The sequence below is a fragment of the Lentiprolixibacter aurantiacus genome, from assembly GCF_026241225.1.
GTDB lineage: Bacteria > Bacteroidota > Bacteroidia > Flavobacteriales > Flavobacteriaceae > Lentiprolixibacter > Lentiprolixibacter aurantiacus.
In genome coordinates, this window is sequence record NZ_JAPFQP010000001.1 from 53,573 (window position 1) to 75,055 (window position 21,483).

Consider the following 21,483-nt stretch of genomic DNA (forward strand, 5'->3'; position numbering starts at 1 on the left):
TAATTGGGGTCACTGGACTCGACTCATGAAATTCTTCTAACTTTTCAAAAGAGGAACAAAATGCTTAATTAGAAATGATAACATCTATAAAACAAGTTCGATTTTATCCAACAATAGCATTATTGCTGCTTATTGTCAACATTATTGGATTTGGACCCACTTATTTTTTTAAACCCGTTATCGAATCCCCTGAACTGCCTTTCCGGACCCATATACACGGTATTATTTTTACATGTTGGCTTGTCTTATTTGCATTACAAGCTTTCTTAGTCAGAAATAGAAACATTAAAATGCACCGTTTTTGGGGAAGGGTTGGAGGATTTCTGGCCCTTGCAATGATCCTGTCTGCATTACAAATTCTTTATTACCGTGCACTGGAATTTGATGGCTCGCAGGCTTCACTTCAAAATACAGCCCTTGTTGTTTGTGGTAATATTGTATTGCTAATGCTGTTTGCATTGAATGTTGGGCTTGGCATTCAATTTCGAAGGAATCCGGCCTGGCACAAACGCTTTATGCTCCTGGCCTGCATTGCCATGATGCCACAATCTTTAGGACGCATCGGTAAAATGCCTGTCAATCCTTTAATTAACGGGTTGCCTAACGAAGTATTCTTTGGCCTGGGCGGAATGCTCTTATTGATTATAATTTTATGGACTCATGATTTGTTCCGGACAAGGAAAATTCATCCAGTTTCCGGTATTGGAGGACCTGTAATATTGGTTGCGATTATTCTGGCGGCAGTTGTATTACCGAAATCCGAATTTATTTGGGATATCATTATTTGGTTAAATAAGTTGGCTTAGAAGTCTAAAATTATCCTTTACAAAACCCTTCGACTCAATAAGTAAGGGATGCTGCCAAAAAACAACTTCATAAGGACCAATTTGGAAGGGGGGTATCTATAGGAGGTGTAACAGACTCAATTTTGGATTTGCCAGATCTTTAGTTTTTCCCTAAAAGGGTAATTCGCCTGTATATTAGACGTTATCACATCCTTTTTTATCCTCAAACACTACTCAGGATTACCCCTATCGGGGTGAAACGCACCGCTTCTTCCAAAAAAGATCCGAGTTTATTTTCTCTATATTCCAGGTTATCGGATAAACGCTAACTTTAAGTCCATAAAACGTCTGTGCCTGATCACCTCTTCGAAGAGGCACTGAAGTAGAAACTCTGACCAACCATTAACCAATGATAAAATTCTTTAGAAAAATCCGTCAAAAATTGCTTTCAGAAGGTGAAACGGGAAAGTATTTTAAGTACGCCCTGGGCGAAATTATATTAGTTGTTATTGGCATTTTAATTGCCTTACAGATCAATAATTGGAATGAAGAAAGAAAAGCAGGCATAGCAGAAGATAAAGCATTGATAGCACTGAAAAATGAATTTGAAGATAACATCCAACGGTTTAAACTTATATGTGAAGCCCGCAAAAATGCTGAAACAGGACTCAGAGCCTATTATGAGCTTATCTCAAACGACACTGTCCCTCTAGAAACAAAAGCTGAAGCACGGCGAAGAGCGGGTTTTGGAGGGAGATGGTCCGTTCAAAATACGGTACTGAACGGCCTTGTAAATTCTGGTGCAATTGAAAACATTAAAAACGACTCTCTAAAAACACTGTTAACCAGGTGGCCTACCCTGCTGAATATATGGAATGATGAGGAAGAACGATGGAGAAACTTGAGGGCAAAACTAAGCGACTATTTAATGCCCAGGCTTAGAACATCAGTCCCCAGATCTTCTGATGGATCATGGAAGTATTTCCCAAACAACACAGAAAGTGAATTGGATAGCCAGATGTATTCCTTTGTAAATGAGCTGGAATACCAAAACTATATTGCAAAGGATATCTCCCATTTACATACGCTATCCTTGAACTGTACCAGGATTTTTGAGGATTACAATAAAATAATGAGGCATCTGAATATTGAAATCAACTCCAAAAAGATAAATTAAAGGATTTTGAAAGTAAAGCTGAATTACAAAAGGTAATGTAATCGAAACCGCATTGGATAAAGGCCCCTATCCTGACCTGGATTCTGATGGCTTTCTTTGTTTAGCTAACCCACCCGATCCCGATAACTATCGGGACTATCGGGACTATCGTGAAGCCGATGTCCCTATTCATTGGGGAAACCAATCCAGTACTGTATTCATTTAAATGCCAAATCCTAGGTCTTGGACAAATTACTAACCTTCTAAGTTTAGATCCCGTTTACTGCGAAATACACGTTTTTACCCCATATGCCAGGTGGTTTCAGTATGGACCGTTATCTTGAAGACGGGGAAATTGGGGCTTCCCCTAACACATTTCCCTTTAATTAATCAAGCAACTGAAGAAGCCCTGTTGAGGCAGAAATCAAAGCGTTCCTTTATTTAGAACGTCAACAGAAGGCTCCGATTTCCAATCCGAGCGTTCTTTAATTGTGGCTTTCCTTTCGGAATTGAATTAATCTTACCTTTAAGTCCACATCCTTCATCAAAATCCCAACCATGAAAAACAAACTCGGACAAATCATTCACTGGATAAAAAACTTTATCAAAAAAATCACCCCTGGTGAAGAAGCGGTCCGGGGCGCATCCATAGGGCTGCTGACAGTAACCGGGATTTTCTGGATCGTATTCGCCATAGGTATTTATACCGGCCTGGGGGATGAGTGGGTACTCCTGTTTCTATTAAGTTTTGTAACCGCTGCAGTTCTATTTGGCTTTCTGGCAAGATGGTTGCTAAAACAATTAAGCAGTCTGTCCGAGTTGTTCAAATTGGCCCTATTGATTGCGCTACCCCTGCTCTTTATCATGAGTTTTAACTGGATCGTGCACCTGATTTTTATTGTACTATCCATGATTTGTGGAGCCGCCGTTCTGGTTTTGAAAAAATCCGGGTTTAAAAGCCTATCCAAACTAAACAAGACTTTTACTGTCTTAGGGCTCCTCTTAGGAATTGGTGGATTCGTTCTGGTTGGAATCCTGTATGCCGAAGAAGGCTTCGAGGTGGATCCCATTGCGAATGCAGCCCTGAGCTCGGAAACGAACATTCCACATATCGAAGCCATATCTCCTGCTCAAAAAGGGTCTTATGCAGTAAAAACACTCACCTACGGAAGTGGTGAAGACCTCCACAGAAAAGAATTTGGAGAAGAAGTAACCCTTAAAACGGATTCGGTCAATGGCCTTGCGTTAATTGATAACTGGAAGGGTTTCGGAGGCTGGTATCGTACCAAATACTGGGGTTTTGACTCAGAATCGCTCCCCCTGAATGCCCGCGTATGGTACCCGGAAGGGGAAGGCCCTTTTCCCCTGGCATTAATTGTACATGGTAATCACGGTATGCAGGATTATTCCGATCCCGGTTATGCCTACCTTGGAGAATTGCTTGCCTCCAGGGGGATTATCCTCGCTTCTGTAGATGAGAATTTCATTAACGGCTCCTGGTCCGATATTTTTGGCGGACTGGAGGAGGAAAATGATGCCAGGGGATGGTTGTTGCTGGAACATCTTAGAATCTGGCACCAGTGGAACCGCACGGAAGGACATCAGTTTTACAATAAAATAGACACGGCCAACCTGGCTTTGATAGGGCATTCACGGGGAGGGGAAGCCGTGGCCCATGCTGCTATGTTTAACAACCTCCCCTTTTATCCGGACGATGCCTCGGTGGCTTTCAACTACGACTTCAACATAAAATCCATTGTGGCCATAGCCCCTGTAGACGGGCAATATGAACCCGGGGAGAGTCGGGCAAAGATTAAGGATGTCAATTATTTTGTGTTGCACGGGGCGCAGGATGCGGATGTCAGCTCCTACATGGGTTCCCAGCAATACGAAAGGGTTAGCTTCACAGACAGTCTGTACCATTTTAAAACAGGGGTTTATGTATATGGAGCCAATCACGGGCAGTTTAACACAAGCTGGGGGGAGAACGATACTGGCAACCCGTTTACAGGAATCCTGAACCTGAAACAATTACTTTCGGCCGAAGACCAGCGGAAAATTGCAGAAGTATACATCAGCGCATTTTTGGACATTAGCCTAAAAGACCAAAAAGAATACCTACCATTGTTTGTCGATGCCAGAAGCGGCAAAGAATGGCTGCCTGAAACCATATACCTCAACCAGTTCGAGGACTCAAATTTGAAGACGGTAGCGAACTTTGACGAAGATTTTAATGTAGCAAGCATCACCCGGGAAGGAGGTGAGGTTCGAACAGAAAACCTTTCCGTCTGGCGGGAACAGGAAATCAAACTCAAATGGCAAAAAAAGGGAAGCCGGGCAGTAATTGTGGGCTGGAACTATGAGCTTGAGGAAGAAACGGATTCAATAACTTCAATACCCGACTCATTGATTGCGAGTTATACCATCCGTATTCCGGAGATGCAACTTGATTCTTCTGCTGTACTGGTTTTTTCCATGGCTGAATCTGCGGAATCCGCGAAGCCCAAATCCGAAGGCAAATGGGTAAAAAACAATGATAACAATAACGGGAATAATGAGTCTGCAAATGATGTAGAAGACATAAAAGATGCAGAGGACAAAACCGATAGGGAAATGGAGGAATCAGATGATGACGAGGACAAGGAAAAAGAGCCCATTGATTTCACTATTCAACTTAGGGATTCCACCGGACAAAAGATATCATTCGAGTTGAGCAGGTTTTCCCCACTGCAAAGAGAAATTGAAGTGGTTATCATGAAAGTGGATTTTATCACCGGCAATAAACAATCGGAAAAGATCTTCCAGACCTTTTACTTTCCGGTAAAAGATTTTCAGGAATTAAACCCGGATTTCAATATCTCCGGGATGGAAGAGATCCGGTTTGTTTTTGACAAAACGGAAAGCGGGGTGGTTAATATGGACAATATTGGGTTTATGAAAAGCTTATATTAAGCAGAAAGCTCGGATTTGAAATCCGAGCCTTCTGTTTCACTATTTGACCCTCCTTCTGATTTCATAAAGCTGTGGAACCATGTCCATTATATCCGATCCGATAGCGGAAACTGCTTTTACAGGTCCGGAAAAAATAATGGAATCGTTGCGCACTTCCATATTAAAAGATAACCTGGCGCCTACGAACGTAGGGACCTCCAAATACTCGAACTTCTGGTGGATAACCTTGCCGTCATAGGTATACGTCCCGGCAGCACCGTCGGGACTGTCCTTCCATTGATATGAGAAGTGTGTTGGTGTTAACAAGGTTATGCCCAAAGGAGTGCCATTACTTTTCATCTCCGTGGTGTCATTCCTATAAACAGACCGGAAGTAAACCATTTCCCAGGCACCTATATGAGCATTTTTATTATTGCCACAACCATAACAGCTTAAAACGATCACGGCCCCAAGAACCAGGATGTAGTTGAATTGTCTCATCATCTGTATTTGAATATTGGTAATATGCGGAGTAAGATAATTTTTTTGCTGATAAGCTCATAATATCTCCTCGCAAAGGGCAGCGGTAATTCACAATTGAGAAATAATTAGCCTAATTCCCTATCTTGAAAATCAAATAATCTTACAAACATGAAAAAAGTTCTTTTCTCCCTGATTCTTGGATTCTTCTGCATAGGGGGCTTTGCTCAGGAATCAAGCAAGTACCATCAAAAAGTAAAAACCATAGACAGCACCGTTGAAGCCCTTTACGATGTAATTTCCGGGCCAAAGGGCCAGCAAAGGGACTGGGACTTTTTCAGGTACCTGTTTCACCCTGAAGCCAAACTGGTTATTGCCGGAAAGCAAGAAGACAGCACATATAATTCAAGGTATATTACCATTGAAGAGTATATTGAAAGTGCCAGTAAATGGATGTATGAAAATGGCTTTTACGAAAAAGAACTGCACAAGGTTACTGAAAGGTTCGGGCCCATAGCACACGTATTTTCCAGTTACGAAAGCTTCCGGACTGCAGCAGATAAGACACCTTTTATGCGGGGCATAAATAGCATTCAGTTAATGTACACTGGTGATAGATGGATGGTGATGAATATTTATTTTACACAGGAGACCGAAGAAAATCCGATCCCTGAAAAGTATTTGCCTTCCAGGAGCGAGTAATGTATTTCAGTTACCTGGTCCTATCTGCACATAATTCGTAAACTTTTTATACAAAACGATAATGAAAAAAATCCTCCTGTTAAGCTGTGTATTATGGTTGGGCCTTTTAAGTGCCCAGTCTGATAATAATGCCGCAATCCTTGATGCTGTCGATGAAAGGCTCGATGAAATATGGACTGAGGCAAATGTTCCCGGGATATCCCTATCCATTGTATTTCCCGATGGTACTACCGAAACATTAACCAGAGGATATGCCGATATTGAGAAAGGTATTGAAATGAGTTCAGACACAAAGATGTTGGGGGGTAGCACAGGTAAGGTTTTCTACTCTGTAGTTGCCCTGCAATTGATCGGGGAAGGAAAGATAAAGCTGGATGAACCCATTTACAATGCCATGTCCGACTATCCCTGGTTCAGCCAGATACCCAATGCCAAACAACTTACCGTCCGCTCCCTGATGAGGCATGAAACAGGCATCCCCCGATATGTTTTTAGTGAGACGTTCCAGGAAGATGTTACAGTGGATGTAAACAAGAAGTGGAAACCGGAGGAACTTCTGTCTTACATTTTTGACTCGGAACCTCTGTTTGATGTCGGCACAGATTTCGCCTATTCAGACACCAATTATATCATCCTGGGTATGCTTATTGAAAAAGTGACAGGGAATTCGCTTTATGATGAAGTGCAGACCAGAGTCTTGGATAAAGCCGGGTTAAAAAATGTGGTTCCGCAGACAGGAAGGTCTTTCCAGAAAATAGCACAGGGATACAACGCCCCGGATGATTCTTTCTTCCCAGGCCTTCAATTTGACAAGGAAGGAAAGAGCAATTACAACCTGCAGTTTGAGTGGGCTGGTGGTGGTCTTGTAATCACCACACATGACCTGGCAATACTGGGGAAAAAGATCTATGAAGGTCAGATGTTTGACAATTCCTTACTCAATGAATATTTTAAGGGTATAGATGCAGGAAGGTTGGGCGGTGAATGGGGCCTGGGTGTTCATATACGGGAAACCCCTGACGGAATGGTTTACGGCCACAGCGGTTTTATGCCAGGGTATATTACCAATATGCTTTATTTTCCGAAATACAGCTTTGGCATCTGTTATCAGATCAATACTTCGGATCGAGCCAGAACAGGTATCCTGAGGCAATTACCCACTATTAGCGGTACCATTGTCAAAGCCATGGAACAATAGGATTTCTTAAATTAAAATCATAAATGATTAATCCTGTTTACCGGGCTTGCTTCTCCATTATTCTTTTGATGCCTGATATTCGGTGCACCATAGGATCATCTCCATTTGAATCTCCTGTACTTTTTTGGAAGGCTTTGAAATGTAGAGTTCCAGTGTCTTTTCTGCAAAGGCCTCAAATCGAATAAAGCCCCTACCTCTGGTCATAGATTGGGAGGTTTCCTGAAATATTCGGTTGAATTCCTCTTGTCTGTCCCTGAGTTTGTCTTTTACATAAAGCAGGTAAACCGACCAGGTCATGTATTCATTGAACTTAAGTTCTGGTGAAAAATAATACTCTGCATCCCTGGTATTTCCCCATATTTCGGGATCAGACATTGCAACTTCGATTTGTTTAACATGCTTGCTGCTCACAGGGTTGACATAACCGTGGTCCAGCTCAGTGAATATTACCCTGGCATACCGCAATTTCTCAAATTCATTCAAATCTTTCATTTTAGAGGGATCCAGGGGGTTGATCCAGATGCGCTGCTGTTTACTGTAAAGCGTGGTCCAGTGAAATCCGGACATCAATGGGGAGATAAACACTTTTACGGGCCTTACCTCAATATCGAACTGAGCGGATAGCCAGTCCAGCATATCCCTTTCATCAACGGCTTCGGCAGTATTCTGAACATAACTGGCATACAAATCCTGCTTGCTTCGGTAAAATTTTTGATATTCGGTCTTATCCGCAAAATCCTGAATCTCATTCAGGTTGTTTGCAAAGTAGTTTTTAGCCGAATCCTTCCAGAGATCCTGGGATCCTTTAAGCAGATATAATTTTCCTTCTTCGTCAAATCTGTAGTTGGCCGCATTTCCTGCCAGTCGGGGCAGGTTGAATTCAGAACCTAATCTCTCAAATACAGGATGATTACGAAAATCTTTAAAGTATTCCTCCAGTTCTGCATAATAATCGGTATCCCTGTTAATACTATTGTTTGTAGACCGATCCAGTTCCGATAAGGCCGCTATTATCAGGGCAAGTTCAACCGTTTCGTTAACTTCAATTACTTGCTCTTCAAAGCAATATTCCTCTGACAAAGGCTGAAAATCATTTGGATTAGTCCAGTGAAACAGGAATAGCAGGGCAATTAATGCATATTTCATGTTATAGCTGCAAATGGTTATGTGATATAACGACGCATAAGCTTCCCATCTGTTACAGGTGAAAATCTTAACAGCGCACAGGAAGCTGTGGTTAATGAATTGAGGGCATCTGAATTCCTGCCCTCTTTCAATTTACTTCCCGTTTTGAACCGGATCTGTCCCGGGCATTATTTTATTCAGGATAAAATACACCGGGCAAAACTTGGTTAGCGGGCTGATGATTTGCAGAAAAGCTACTGCCCCGGCCATATAAAGCCACTGTATGTCTACCGTAAAGGCTAAAACAACACTAATTCCGTAAAGCAGGCCAACAATTAGGTCGTGTAATCTGATCTTGGTGTGGTTTCGATTTTGTTCCATGGCTAGTTGTTTATAGTTGTACTCCAATATACTGATTTTGTACCAATTATATCCATTTTAATCCTGAGCCTGTTCGCAATTATTCGGAATATGCAATATGGCGATTATCAATCAATTCCAGGCTGCTAACCTCAAGGGATAAAATGCTATATTAGATCGCATAATGCGCAAAAAGCTATAATTAACCATGAAACGCCAGATCATAGCCCTTGGAGGAGGAGGCTTTTCCGATGAACCGGAAAATCCGCTTTTGGATGATTATATCCTTAAGCAATCTCCCAAAACCAATCCTAAGATTTGTTTCATTGGGACAGCCAGTGGTGATTCCGAAGCCTATATCCAGAATTTTTATAAGTTCTTCAAATCCAAAGCCTGCACCCCCAGCAATCTGGCCTTATTCTACGGACATACGGATAAGATCGAAGAATTTATCCTGGATCAGGATATCCTGTTCGTGGGTGGTGGCAATACGCGAAACATGCTGGTCTTGTGGAAGGAATGGGGCCTGGACAAAATCATCAGAAAAGCATACAACAAAGGAACCATTCTCAGCGGCGTCAGTGCAGGTTCCATATGCTGGTTTGAGCAGGGACTCACGGATTCCGTTCCCAACCAGCTCAATACCTTAAACTGTCTGGGGTTCCTGAAAGGCAGCAATTGCCCGCATTTTGACGGAGAGCCCAAACGACAACCCGTCTACAGGCAAGAGATAGCCAATGGCAGGATGAAAGCCGGGATAGCCTGCGACGATGGTGTAGCCCTGCATTTTGTAGATGAGCAGTTGGTGAGAGTCATTTCCTCACAGGAAAATAAGCGCGCTATCCGATTTGAAATGAAAGAATCATTAACGGAAAGCTTCCTGGAACCTGAATTCCTCCACTCAACTGCACATAACCAATAAATCTTTGAAAAAATGAAGAACCTATTTATTGTGATTTCACTGGGCGGCCTGCTGGCCTGCCAGGGTCAGGAGCCTAAGCACAGGAAGGAACATGCCCCCGGAACGGCGAATGAGTATATGCATCAATCTTCGGTAAACGATCTTGCATCGCGTTTTGAATCACCGGAACGGGATGCTTATCAAAAACCCGAGAAAGTGCTCAGTTATCTGGGGAATATCTCAGGTAAGAAGATCATGGATATCGGATCCGGATCCGGATATTTTTCAGTAAAAATGGCCAAAAAAGGAGCCCGGGTAATTGCCGCGGATGTCAACGATGAGTTTCAGGCTTTAATTAAGGAACGCATCGAGGGGGAGAAAATTGAAAATCTCACCACCAGGAAGATCCCTTATGATTCCCCCGGACTGGAAGATAATGAAGTGGATATGGTGCTTATGGTAAACACTTATCACCATATCGAAAACCGCCCTGAATATTTCGCTAAAGTCAAAAATGGACTGAAAAGCCGGGGCGAACTGGTAATCATCGATTTCTTTGATGCAGAGATACCGGTAGGCCCCAGGCATCATAAAATTCCCATAGACACCGTAATTAGCGAGTTAAAAAAGGCGGGGTATACCCATTTTCAGGTTGAAGTAAACCTGTTGCCTTATCAATATATCATCCGATGTAAAATGGGATTACAGTAATTCGTGCAAAATAAATCCTGTATTTCTATATCCGAAGTCCTCGGGGGATAATGTCTTATATTAGTTGGGGTATAATCAGTTGTGTTTTATCCCGATAACTATCTTGACCAATGACTAACCAATGATAAAATTCTTTCGCAGAATCAGACAAAAACTACTTTCTGAAAATAAATTCAGTAAGTATTTGCTTTATGCGCTTGGTGAAATAGTACTTGTGGTTATTGGTATTTTAATTGCCTTAGCAGTTAACAATTGGAATCAGAGCAAAAAAGAAAGTCGTTTAGGAGACGACCTATTACTCAGAATTCATCGTGATCTAGTAAAAGACACTATTAACTTTAATAGTGATATTGTCCGCAATGATCTATTGAGAGAAGATTTAAAGACACTCCTTATTGAATTGTATGATGGTGTTGATACAATGGGAGAAGTAGAAAAAATGAGTGCAACCTGGGATCAAATGTTGGATCAGGCATTTTCTCCTAATGATAATACTTACAAAAGCATGTTGAGTTCGGGGACTCTAGGGTTAATTAAAAATCAGGATTTAAAAGACGAAATACTTGATTTATATAGTGAGTATGATCAGACCAAGGTGTTGCTACAGGCTATAAGTGAGTGGATGATTGGTATGGCATCAAACATGGACTCAAAAACAGATTTCATCAAATTCGGAAGCTCAGTTTCGGACATATATACAACTGAGGAAATGTTCAATGAAGGTGATTATTCATTTCTTAATCAAAAGGAAAGTCCAGAGTTCAAATTGTTTGTGAGAACTATGTCAGGAGTAGCCTTTTATCAGAAAGCAAACAATGGTTACCGGACCAAATTAATTAAAAAATGTAAGTCTGTTCTTACTTCTATTGATCAGGAGTTAAGCAAATAATAAAAGCGCGACAATAGGTAAAAGCATAGCCAATATTTAACATTTTAATCAACCAGCATGAAAAAAATACTTTCAATTTTAACAATACTCGTTTTTACATTATTAAGCTGCCAAGACAATAAATCCAAGGAAATACCGGCAGAACAAAAAGCGCAGGCAGAAATCGCCGAAAACAACATCGCCCTGGTAAAAAAACTCCTGCAAGAGGGGGATAATAATAATGTGGATTTTTTAGATGAAATCTGTAGCCCTGAGTATGCATATTATTTCCCAAGCAATGGTGAAGCATTGAGTAAGGATCAACACAAGGAATTCTGGAAGGCGGTAAATACAGCCTTTCCGGACCTAAAACATAATATCCAGGATATTAATGCTGTCGATAATATGGTTATTGTCCGCGCAACGGTTAGCGGAACACATAGTGGCGATTTCACCGGCCTGCCGCCTACCGGCAATACGGTTGAGATTGGTCAAATATTCATTTGCCGGTTTGAGAACTCCAAACTTGTGGAACTCAGGGAAGAGGCAGATTTGCTTGGCTTATACCAAAAACTTGGCATGGAGCTTAGGGTGAAGGAATAAGCATTGCATTGATAGATGAAATACCCCCAGTAATATGAAAAAGGTTTGCGTTGTTGGTGCCTCTGGCAAACTCGGTAAATACATGGTACAACATGCGCTGGATCGCGGATATGAGGTGGTTGGTGTTTGCCGTAAGCAAAGTGTGGAAAAACTAAAGGATTTTGAAGATCAGATTACCATAATCCCGGGTGCAACAAATGACCGCGAAGTTATTGAACGCGCTGTTTCCGGCTGCCAGGGTGTACTGGTTGTTTTGGTCCCCTGGGGGGTTCAGCAATACGCATCCGGAACAGCCCAGGCAGTCCTGGATTTTGCGGAACCCGATGCCCGATTGATTTTTTCATGTGGATGGCACATAAGCCTCGATGGGAAAGATGTCTACAAGTGGAGATTCAAAGCCTTTTTAAAGATCTTCGGGTTTCTGGCCAGATTGTTTCGTTTCGCGGAATTGGAGGATCAGGATGAAGCCTGCAGGAGAATTTTTGCCAGCAACACCCAATGGACCGTAGTTCGAGGGAGCGACCTGGAGGAAGGAGAAAGCCAGGGATTACCCGTATGGAGTGAGCATGTTGGGGATCCCGTACTGCAGAGCAACCTCACACGGCGCATAGACTTTGCCCTGTTTATGGTAGCGGCGCTTGAAAATAACAATCTCATCCATAAAGCACCTGCCATTGTGGGCTGCCAGGCGGCCTCTGCAAAATTACATGCTAATAGTACCACACAAGGCGTATAAATATCCTGGAAATAGCAGCTGCGAGGAATTTATCTTAATATTGCTACATACTCATCCCATTAATCCTTTTGAATCATGAAAAAAATACTGCTTTACTCTCTTGTTATCACTCCCCTGTTCGCATGCAAAAATGATACAGTTTCCGAACCAACGGTTATGCCTGAAGAAGTCCTGCCCAAAGCAGAATATACCCTGACCACAGATAAGACCCACGACAAGTTCAGCAGTACTATCCCCCACCAGCTTCAGGTTCCTGATGGGAGCGTGGTAGAAGTATTTACACTGGAAGCTACAGGCGGACAACTAAACTTAAACTCCACCCAGGAAGACTTCGATAATGTGGATATGGATAAAATCCACACTTTAACCGGGCCCATTTACGTGGAAGGTGCTCAAGCAGGCGATGTCCTGGCCGTAGAGATCCTGGACCTGGAACCCGGAGACTGGGGATGGACCGGTATGGGACCGGATTTCGGATTTCTGGCAGGCGAATGGGAGACACATGGCTTCAAAACCTATGCCCTGGATAAGGAGAATAACCGGGTCAATTTCTCAGAAAACATTAGCATTCCCTTAAAACCCTTTCTGGGGGTTATTGGGGTTGCACCCCCAACTGAAGAGATGCTGGTAACCTTTCCCCCAAGGGCGAATGGGGGCAATATGGACGATCCCAACATGATCAAAGGTACAACCGTTTACCTGCCTGTATTCGTGGAAGGGGCTTTGCTGTCTGTGGGAGATTCCCACGCCGTTCAGGGCCTGGGGGAAGTCGTAGGTACAGCAGTGGAATGCGATATGCGTGCGCTTTTGAGGATTAGTGTTCTCAAGGACAAAAAAATAGAAGAACCCCAGTATGAAACGGACGAATATTACGCTACAACAGGTTACGGGACCACCATAGACGAGGCTGCCAAAAAGGCCACGAAATACATGATATCCCATATTTCAGAAACCTACGGCATGTCTGAAGGCGATGCCTATATGCTATGTTCCCTGATAGGCGACCTGAAAATCGCAGAAGTGGTAGACATGCCCCATATGCTGGTTACCATGCATATTCCAAAGGACGTATTCAAATAAAAAAGGTCATCCTGCTTCATAACAGGATGACCTTTTTCTTTTTACGGAAAATTCTGATTAGTCCTTAAGGTACACAAATCGCTCCAGTCGGGCCAGTTCCTTATCATCCACATACTTGCCAATTTCTTTCCTGAACTGCTCCATACTGCTGTATGGTCGGTACTCCTCAAACTCATGCGCCATGCGGTCGCCAACACCTGGCAGGGCCTTAATATCCTCTTCGGATGCGGTATTTAGCTCAACGGGAACAAAAACATAATTCTCGTAGCGTGCTACTTCATCCTCATCCACATATTTTCCAATTTCACGACGGAACTGCTGTATGCTGGTGTACGGCCGATATTCCTCAAACTCATGCGCCATGCGGTCGCCTACCCCCGGAATCATTTTAAAATCAGCTTCGGCAGTTGTGTTCAGGTTAAATGGAACGAATATTTGTTTGTATAGCTCTTCTTTATTGGCATCGCCCATAAGAACATCGAAGTCATTCATGCTTAAAAAAGGCCTTTTTTCCAGGATCTGGGTGACCACGTCTGACGAAAGGCCCATTGCATTCAGTTCCTCTTCTGTGGCCAGGTTGGCATTCAGCACTCCAGCAGTTGCCTTTTCTGGCGCTGCAGCTTCTTCAGCCTGTGCTTCTGATTGTTCTGTAGCCGCTTCTCCAGCTTTTTCCCCCTCCTTGGCTTGTTTACAAGCGATCATGGATATGCTTAACAGGGCACAGCCCAATATTAGTTTTGTAAAATTTCTCATTGTTTTTGTTTTAAAAGTAATAAATATGAATAACCGATTAATGCTAATACAATCATACTGCCCGGCGCAAGGGAAGGCAATGCACCGGATAAGCTTTCCAGAAACAAATCCCATGTTTTTGCTGTTGGTTTCATCTCCACTTCAAACTCAAAGTTAGCCTGAAGGTGCAGGAAAGTTCCATAAACGCCGCTCAGGGCAGTCAACCCCAGGACCAGCTTATAAATCCGTATTGTGTAGGTTGTCCTGTGGAAATGCAATATGGCTAATGTCGTTATAGAAGCTCCAATACAAATAATTGGGATAAGCTGAAGTGTACCTTCATAATGATTCAGTAAGTACAATTCCAAGGCAGTACCAACCATCATAAATAAGAGAGCCACAATAATGACCCGCTTTAAGCCAAACTCACTGGTTTTGTTCACTGGTTTTTGTATTGGCGCATAAAAATAAGCAGCCTAACCCGGTTATAAAAATTATTTAGATAAATTCTAAATAATTTGATCAAAAGCTAACTTGAGTTACACCACAATGAAAACTTCAGTCGATAAAATGTTATATTAGACTGTGTGTACCAAGTAGGCCAAAATCTGAATCAAATTCGACTATTTATGAAAGCTGCAATCTCAACTTCTGCCTTGATGTTAATTATCATAACGATGGTGTACGGATGCAAATCTGAAAAATCCGACTTCGATAAAATGGTCGAATTCGGACAACAATATACAGATGCCTGGAACAGTAAACAGCCTGAAAAAATGGCCTCGTTTTATGCTTTAAATGGTGTTTTGACCATAAATCTTGGTAAACCGGCCATTGGAAGAAAACAATTGAAGGAGACTGCCCGGTCTTTTATGGAGGCCTTCCCGGACATGGTCTTAACCATGGACAGTTTAACCGCAGATAACGGCATATACAGATACTATTGGAACTTTAAAGGAACCAACACCGGACCCGGTGGCAGCGGAAACAAAGTCGATTTCAGCGGGTTTGAAGAATGGACCATGAACCAGGAGGGACTTATTCAGAATTCAATCGGGACGTTCGATGCTGAGGATTACCAAAAGCAACTTGAGGGAAATTAAAAATCAGCCGTAATAATTACTAAAATCTATCAGGTAATAGATATTGGAACAAATTAACATGTCAACAAGGAGAATACTCAAATCAAAATCTCTATTATTACTGGTTATGTTGGCAATAACACTATCGTCCAAGGCCCAAAACTACTGGGAAGACCCAAGCGTGTTCGCCATAAACAAAGAGGAGGCACGAGCCAGTTTTGTCCCCTTCGAAAATGTTGAAAAAGCACTCAGTGGTGAGGTCTCAGAAAGTGCTTATATCCAAAGCCTCAATGGCAACTGGAAATTCAATTATGTCCCCAGAACATCTCAACGGCCCAAAGATTTCTATAAAACCACATACGATGTGAGAAAGTGGGATACTATCCCTGTGCCGGCCAACTGGGAATTGCACGGCTATGGTTTCGCCCAGTACAACAACATACAATACCCTTTTGAGAAAAATCCGCCGAATATTAAAGATGATTACAGCCCTGTAGGCTCCTACGTCACGTTTTTTACGCTTCCCGAAAACTGGGAGGACAGGGAAATTTTCATCTACCTGGGCGCGGTTAAATCCGGTTTCGACATATGGATCAACGATCATAAAGTGGGCTACAGCCAGGATTCCAAACTTCCGTCGGAATTTAATATTACCCCATATCTGAAATCCGGTGAGAATAAGGTGTCTGTTCAGGTATTTCAGTTTACAGATGGCAGCTACCTGGAAGACCAGGACTTCTGGCGTTTATCCGGAATACAACGGGATGTATATTTGTTGGCACGACCCAAGACCTATATTCGCGACTTTTTTGCCAAAGCAGGACTGGATGAAAGCTACGAAAACGGGGTATTTCAACTGTCTGTGGATATTACAAATATTGGTGAAGACGATGCCGGCCTTGAGCTGGAATGCATACTGCTGGATCCACAGGGCCGGGATGTTTCCAAGGGAATTTCAACGCTTGATCTTCCTGGAAAAACAGAAAAAAAACAAAGGTTTGCCTCCTTTCTTCCCAACATAAAAAAATGGACGGCAGAAACACCTAACCTGTATACCCTGCTGCTTGTCCTTGCAGAAGACAATGAAGTTATTGAAGCCACTACTGTCAAAGTAGGTTTCAGAACCAGCGAAATCAAAGGAGGGCAGCTTCTGGTCAATGGGAAACCCATCCTGATCAAAGGAGTAAACCGTCACGAGCACAATCCACATACGGGGCATGTGGTGAACAGGGAGACCATGATAAAGGACATAGAAACCATGAAGCGCCTCAACATCAATGCGGTGAGGACCAGCCATTATCCGAATGATCCGCTCTGGTATAGCCTGTGTGATGAGTATGGCCTCTATCTGTATGATGAGGCCAATATTGAATCGCACGGCATGGGCTACAATCCCGAACATACCCTGGCAAACGTTCCGGAATGGAAAGAGGCGCACGTTTCACGGGTTATGAATATGGTTAAACGCGACAAGAACCACCCCTCCATTATCGTATGGAGCATGGGCAATGAAGCAGGTACCGGACCCAATTTCCTCGAAAGCTACAAGGCTACGCAAGGCTATGACGAAACCCGTCCTATCCATTATGAACGTGCCGAAAAAATGACCGATGTGAAGGAAAATCACACCGATATCATTGGCAATATGTACATGCGTATTCCCGAGGTTAAAAAATTATATACAGAAGGTAAGGAACAACGCCCATTTATCTGGTGTGAATATTCACACGCCATGGGGAACAGCAACGGGAACTTCAAGGAGTACTGGGACCTGGTATACTCTAACCCCAAAATTCAGGGGGGATTTATATGGGACTGGATGGACCAGGGCCTCATACAGTACGATGAGAAGGGTAAATCGTACTGGGCTTATGGCGGGCATTTCGAACCTGAAGGTATATACAATGATGGGAATTTTTGCCTGAACGGACTGGTCAATCCGGATTGGAGCATGCATCCCGGCGCCATGGAGGTAAAAAAAGTGTACCAGAATGTGCATTTCAGAAAACTAGACCTTACGGCCAGGCAGGTGTTCATACATAACGACCACTTCTTCAAGGATCTGGATGGTTACCTGATCACCTGGGAGCTTATGGAAAATGGAATCGCAGTTCAGCGGGGCTGGTTTACCCCCAAAGACATAGAGCCACAGCAGGAAAAGGCCTTTCCACTGAATATTGATAAATCGAAAATTAAAGAGGGTAATGAATATTTACTAAATCTACATGCCAAACGCATTGGCAACAACAAGCTGGTACCCATGGGCTATACCCTTGCCGAAGAGCAGTTTGTATTGACCCCTTACGATTTTGCAGATAATAATGCCCACATCAATGAGGGATTAAGGGTAAAAGAACGTAAAAATGAATTGCTGTTGTCCGGATCAGGGGTCGAACTATTTTTCTCAAGGCAAACCGGTTTACTGAGCTCTTACAAGATCGACCAGAAAGAACTAATGATTCAGCCTTTGGAACCCACTTTCTGGCGGGCCCCCACAGATAACGATTTTGGCAACAATTTGCCCATTCGCTGCAAGCCCTGGAAAACAGCCTTTAGCGAGGGTAAACTGGCTGATTTCAGCTACCGGGAAATCTCAGCCTCCGAAATTATTGTCAAAACCAAATATGCGCTGGAATCCGTCAATGCCGAACTAGAAATATACTATACGGTTAATGCCCTGGGGGTAGTAATGGTTGATTATCTGTTCACGCCCCGGAACAGCGAATTGCCGGAAATCCCTCGTATTGGCATGAAAACACAGCTTCACAGATCCCTGGACAATCTGAAATATTATGGAAAAGGACCCTGGGAGAATTATGTGGACCGAAACCACAGCGCGAAGATTGGCCTGTATCGAAGTAATGTAGCAGAACAGTATTATCCTTATACACGGCCCCAGGAAAACGGCCATAAAACTGAAGTACGCTGGCTTAACTTAACAGGGGAATCCGGATTGGGATTAAAGGTTACTGCCATAAAGGCCCCTTTCGAGTTTAATGCCCTGCATTTTACCACGGCAGACCTGGACCCGGGCGAAAAGAAAACCGGCAGGCGCTATAATGAGTTAGTGGAAGGTGATTTTGTGGAATTGCACATCGACCATAAAATGATGGGCGTGGGTGGTGACAACAGCTGGGGAGCCAGACCCCATGAACAGTATCGCTATTATCCAGACAGGGAATATAGGTATCGATTTAATATCAGTCCCGTTCGACCACTAAATTGATTCTAAAAGAAATGAATAAAGTGAATAAATTAAAGTCCTTTATTGCCTTATCCATTATCGTATTTATCCCATTCGGACTGATGCTATGGATCAGGAATCATCAATCTACTGGTTTTGCCAGCATTGAATTAATAACCTATCCCCTGCTTTTTGGTGGATTGAGTATTACCATTCTGATTTTACTCAAAAAGTACTTTCTGAAGGAAAAACTAGCTGATTTAAATTCAGGACTGGGCAACTGGACCACTGATATCGTCTGGGGAATTCTATTAACCCTTATCTATTTTGGCCTATTTTATATTGAGCGACTCACCTTGGCCAATATACTTGAATTCAATTCCAACGTGGAATTACTGGGTTTGATGCTGGATATGCGGGAAAGTCCATTGCTCCTTTTAATTTGGTTTGGTCCGGTGCTTTGGATTGGTATTGCCCTATATGAAGAACTTATTAGGGTGTTTCTTTTAACCAGCCTTTGGAAATGGTCTGAACATATTATTTGGAATCTTTTAGTAATCCTCTTATCAGCAATAATAATTGGATTGGCCCATTGGAGTCAGGGTCCTTATGGAGTGGTTACCATTGGCATTAAAGGTTTAGTAAGCGGTTATTTCTTCTATAGTAAGAAACGTTTAATGCCTCTGGTATATGCCCATGTTCTCTATGACGGAATTCAGGTGGCATTGTTGCTGCTCACGTACCCGGATCCATAATTTGCTGCCTGTTTCAACATTATAGGCAATGGCTGATATCGTCTCTTAATAAGGGATAAAAAACTATCTTGCATCCCCGAAAAATCCCATATAGAATGAACAACAAAAATGCTACACCTTTATACTTTTTTCTCTTTTGTCTCCTATTCCTTAGCTGTGGAGAAAAAAAAGTAGAGAAAGAGACGGCAAAATCTGAAGATATCTCAATATATGATTTTGCCAATGAAGCAGATAAAAACAAATTCGACAAATTAAACCTGGACGAAACACATCCCAACCTTCTTAGCCCGCAAATATCAACAACCGACTTTGACCAGATAATGGAGTCCTGGACGGAACTACATCAGGAGATAGGGAAATACCTCAATGCGAATGATTTTGACTGGCAGGTTGATGATCATAATATTAACATTTTACACAAGTTTTATTTCGATCCCAATGGGAAAATAAAAAGTTACTTTTTCAGGATTCTGAATAATGAGGTCTCCTATTCCAAAAGAAAGGAATACGCTGGTTTGGTATTGGCGTTTGCAAGAGACTACCAGCTACCTTTAAATAGGGATGCCCAGTACGCCCAATGTGGAAAAACGAGGTATATGTCTAATTAGAATTTTGGGCTGTCAGGCTTCAGAATATCTTCTGATTCCTTTTTATCAATAATTATTTTAATGAAATACTTTATTATTCTGCCTGTTCTTGCGCTTTTGTTTTCCTGCGGGTCAAATGACGGGACCTACCTGCAAGTGGAAGAAAACAACAGTACAATCGACTCGCTGTATCTCACAGCCTTAATCAGTGACAAGCTCATTGCAAAGATTGATGCAAGGGACCAGAATTCTTTATTACCATTACCCGTTGATTCGGTCAGCATTGGTGTTATCAAAAAAAGGGGAGATCGGTATAACTACCATCTGACAGTGCTTGCACCAAATACAAAAACGAAACTAAGGGTCTTTTCAGATTCCACTTATGCCACCGATAAGCTTTCGGACTCTTTATTGAATTATATAAGTCGAAGCAACAATAACTTCATTGGAAGGCATCAGCCATTTATTTACAGTACTTCCGATATGGATTCCATTGTAGATTTATTCGAAGTGCTTAGGAATAAAAGGAGAACTGTTATTGAAAAAAACAAAAGCAGATTGAGCAAGGCAGAGTTGGAATTACTGCACTTCCAAAATGAAGAGAGAATCAATGGCTTCTTGCTCTTCTTTGGAAGGGTTGTAAAAAGACTATCCCCAGATGATTCTTACTTTCGGTTCATAAGCACAATAGATGAAAATACAAGGTGGGCCAAGACCTTGCCAGACAATATTTTATATAAGCATGAAATCAATTACCTGCGTCAACATGATTCCCTTACAAATATTGGTAGTTTCATCAATTATATTGACGAGAAAACAACGAACAGGGACCTGTTTTCCTTCCTGAAAGCGGTTTATCTGAGAGACATCATTGAGTCTCCCTCCTATTGGGAGAAGCACCAGAAGCTTTTCGACACAAAGGAATTGAAGCACCTGGCAGACGCTGAGGCTAACAACCCTTATTTCGCTATATTTAAAAGAGCTTCCACCAGTTATTTTGTGAGTGGCAAAGGCAAAAAAGCCTTTGATTTCACAGCCGAAAAACTTGATGGCACAGCAATAAAACTCTCTGATTTTAAAGGTAAAATTGTATTTATAGATACCTGGGCTACCTGGTGTGGCACCTGCCTTATTCAAAAACCACAGGCCCTGGACCTGGCAGAGCAATACAAGGACGAACCCAGGGTTGAGGTAATCTTTATCTCAGTAGATTCAAGCAGGGAAATCTGGGAAAAATACCTAAACCGAAAAGGTGAAACTGAGTCCCCAAACAATTTTTACATAGGAGAGGGAATGCGCTCAGATTACGCCCAAAATTACAACATCAAGTCGCTTCCCAGGTATATCCTTATTGATGCCCAGGGCGACATTATCAATGGGAATATCCTGGAACCTTCAGAATCCGTGGTCAACATAATTGAAAATGAACTTCAAAATATGTAGTACCAGAATTTCCATTTCTTCAGCAACCCTAATCCTGATTATGCATCTTTGTAAAAAAAAAGCA

General features: G+C 42.4%; 21 protein-coding genes. 16 read left to right on the forward strand and 5 right to left on the reverse strand.

Annotated features, from left to right (window positions below; genetic code table 11):
• Positions 1 to 74 precede the first annotated feature (74 nt).
• The 3 genes from OO016_RS00230 to OO016_RS00240 all read left to right on the forward strand — a co-directional run bounded on the left by OO016_RS00230 (position 75) and on the right by OO016_RS00240 (position 4,893).
• Positions 75 to 806 (forward strand): hypothetical protein, encoded by a 732-nt coding sequence (locus OO016_RS00230; protein WP_266009950.1) that lies wholly within the window; start codon positions 75 to 77, stop codon positions 804 to 806.
• A 388-nt stretch (positions 807 to 1,194) separates the two neighbouring features.
• Positions 1,195 to 1,962, forward strand: a complete 768-nt coding sequence (locus OO016_RS00235) for a DUF6090 family protein (protein ID WP_266009953.1) — start codon at positions 1,195 to 1,197, stop codon at positions 1,960 to 1,962.
• Between the two features lie 537 nt (positions 1,963 to 2,499).
• Complete coding sequence (locus OO016_RS00240; protein WP_266009955.1) at positions 2,500 to 4,893, forward strand: alpha/beta hydrolase family protein; 2,394 nt, start codon at positions 2,500 to 2,502, stop codon at positions 4,891 to 4,893.
• A 39-nt stretch (positions 4,894 to 4,932) separates the two neighbouring features.
• On the opposite strand, the gene OO016_RS00245 is transcribed toward OO016_RS00240, so the two are convergent.
• Positions 4,933 to 5,376 carry a hypothetical protein gene (locus tag OO016_RS00245; protein ID WP_266009957.1) on the reverse strand — a complete coding sequence of 148 codons (444 nt, stop codon included), beginning with the start codon at positions 5,374 to 5,376 and terminating at the stop codon, positions 4,933 to 4,935.
• Positions 5,377 to 5,523: 147 nt separating this feature from the next.
• Between OO016_RS00245 and OO016_RS00250 the strand changes: the two genes are divergently transcribed.
• Both OO016_RS00250 and OO016_RS00255 read left to right on the forward strand, forming a co-directional pair.
• Complete coding sequence (locus tag OO016_RS00250) at positions 5,524 to 6,054, forward strand: hypothetical protein (protein ID WP_266009959.1); 531 nt, start codon at positions 5,524 to 5,526, stop codon at positions 6,052 to 6,054.
• Between the two features lie 61 nt (positions 6,055 to 6,115).
• Entirely contained in the window at positions 6,116 to 7,252 is a 1,137-nt protein-coding gene (locus OO016_RS00255; protein ID WP_266009961.1) for a serine hydrolase domain-containing protein, read from the forward strand.
• A 57-nt stretch (positions 7,253 to 7,309) separates the two neighbouring features.
• Here the strand turns inward: OO016_RS00255 and OO016_RS00260 are convergent, their stop codons facing one another.
• Together OO016_RS00260 and OO016_RS00265 are read right to left on the reverse strand one after the other, a co-directional pair.
• The gene (locus tag OO016_RS00260) at positions 7,310 to 8,398 is read right to left on the reverse strand and encodes a DUF4932 domain-containing protein (RefSeq protein ID WP_266009963.1); all 1,089 of its coding nucleotides are present in this window, start codon (positions 8,396 to 8,398) and stop codon (positions 7,310 to 7,312) included.
• Between the two features lie 132 nt (positions 8,399 to 8,530).
• Positions 8,531 to 8,758 (reverse strand): hypothetical protein, encoded by a 228-nt coding sequence (locus tag OO016_RS00265; RefSeq protein ID WP_266009965.1) that lies wholly within the window; start codon positions 8,756 to 8,758, stop codon positions 8,531 to 8,533.
• Between the two features lie 187 nt (positions 8,759 to 8,945).
• Here OO016_RS00265 and OO016_RS00270 point away from each other — a divergent pair, with 187 nt between their 5' ends.
• The 6 genes from OO016_RS00270 to OO016_RS00295 all read left to right on the forward strand — a co-directional run bounded on the left by OO016_RS00270 (position 8,946) and on the right by OO016_RS00295 (position 13,636).
• Complete coding sequence (locus tag OO016_RS00270) at positions 8,946 to 9,659, forward strand: Type 1 glutamine amidotransferase-like domain-containing protein (RefSeq protein ID WP_266009966.1); 714 nt, start codon at positions 8,946 to 8,948, stop codon at positions 9,657 to 9,659.
• 12 nt (positions 9,660 to 9,671) lie between these two features.
• Positions 9,672 to 10,349 (forward strand): class I SAM-dependent methyltransferase, encoded by a 678-nt coding sequence (locus OO016_RS00275; RefSeq protein WP_266009967.1) that lies wholly within the window; start codon positions 9,672 to 9,674, stop codon positions 10,347 to 10,349.
• Positions 10,350 to 10,470: 121 nt separating this feature from the next.
• The gene (locus OO016_RS00280) at positions 10,471 to 11,238 is read left to right on the forward strand and encodes a DUF6090 family protein (RefSeq protein ID WP_266009968.1); all 768 of its coding nucleotides are present in this window, start codon (positions 10,471 to 10,473) and stop codon (positions 11,236 to 11,238) included.
• Positions 11,239 to 11,295: 57 nt separating this feature from the next.
• A complete protein-coding gene (locus tag OO016_RS00285) occupies positions 11,296 to 11,820 on the forward strand; it encodes an ester cyclase (RefSeq protein WP_266009969.1) in 525 nt (174 codons plus the stop codon).
• A 34-nt stretch (positions 11,821 to 11,854) separates the two neighbouring features.
• Complete coding sequence (locus OO016_RS00290; protein ID WP_266009970.1) at positions 11,855 to 12,556, forward strand: NAD(P)-dependent oxidoreductase; 702 nt, start codon at positions 11,855 to 11,857, stop codon at positions 12,554 to 12,556.
• Positions 12,557 to 12,631: 75 nt separating this feature from the next.
• The gene (locus tag OO016_RS00295) at positions 12,632 to 13,636 is read left to right on the forward strand and encodes an acetamidase/formamidase family protein (protein WP_266009971.1); all 1,005 of its coding nucleotides are present in this window, start codon (positions 12,632 to 12,634) and stop codon (positions 13,634 to 13,636) included.
• A gap of 57 nt (positions 13,637 to 13,693) precedes the next feature.
• On the opposite strand, the gene OO016_RS00300 is transcribed toward OO016_RS00295, so the two are convergent.
• Entirely contained in the window at positions 13,694 to 14,389 is a 696-nt protein-coding gene (locus OO016_RS00300; protein WP_266009972.1) for a helix-hairpin-helix domain-containing protein, read from the reverse strand.
• Positions 14,386 to 14,811 carry a hypothetical protein gene (locus OO016_RS00305; protein WP_266009973.1) on the reverse strand — a complete coding sequence of 142 codons (426 nt, stop codon included), beginning with the start codon at positions 14,809 to 14,811 and terminating at the stop codon, positions 14,386 to 14,388. Before OO016_RS00305 ends, OO016_RS00300 begins: the two co-directional genes overlap by 4 nt.
• A 186-nt stretch (positions 14,812 to 14,997) precedes the next feature.
• Between OO016_RS00305 and OO016_RS00310 the strand changes: the two genes are divergently transcribed.
• The 5 genes from OO016_RS00310 to OO016_RS00330 all read left to right on the forward strand — a co-directional run bounded on the left by OO016_RS00310 (position 14,998) and on the right by OO016_RS00330 (position 21,419).
• Positions 14,998 to 15,471, forward strand: coding sequence for an ester cyclase (locus OO016_RS00310; protein ID WP_266009975.1), 474 nt, complete (start codon positions 14,998 to 15,000; stop codon positions 15,469 to 15,471).
• A gap of 106 nt (positions 15,472 to 15,577) precedes the next feature.
• Entirely contained in the window at positions 15,578 to 18,676 is a 3,099-nt protein-coding gene (gene lacZ / locus OO016_RS00315) for a beta-galactosidase, LacZ type (protein ID WP_266009977.1), read from the forward strand.
• 11 nt (positions 18,677 to 18,687) lie between these two features.
• A complete protein-coding gene (locus OO016_RS00320; RefSeq protein WP_266009979.1) occupies positions 18,688 to 19,389 on the forward strand; it encodes a CPBP family intramembrane glutamic endopeptidase in 702 nt (233 codons plus the stop codon).
• Positions 19,390 to 19,484: 95 nt separating this feature from the next.
• On the forward strand, positions 19,485 to 19,997 hold the full coding sequence (locus tag OO016_RS00325; RefSeq protein ID WP_266009981.1) for a hypothetical protein: 513 nt from the start codon (positions 19,485 to 19,487) through the stop codon (positions 19,995 to 19,997).
• Between the two features lie 60 nt (positions 19,998 to 20,057).
• On the forward strand, positions 20,058 to 21,419 hold the full coding sequence (locus OO016_RS00330) for a TlpA family protein disulfide reductase (RefSeq protein WP_266009983.1): 1,362 nt from the start codon (positions 20,058 to 20,060) through the stop codon (positions 21,417 to 21,419).
• Positions 21,420 to 21,483: the final 64 nt, after the last annotated feature.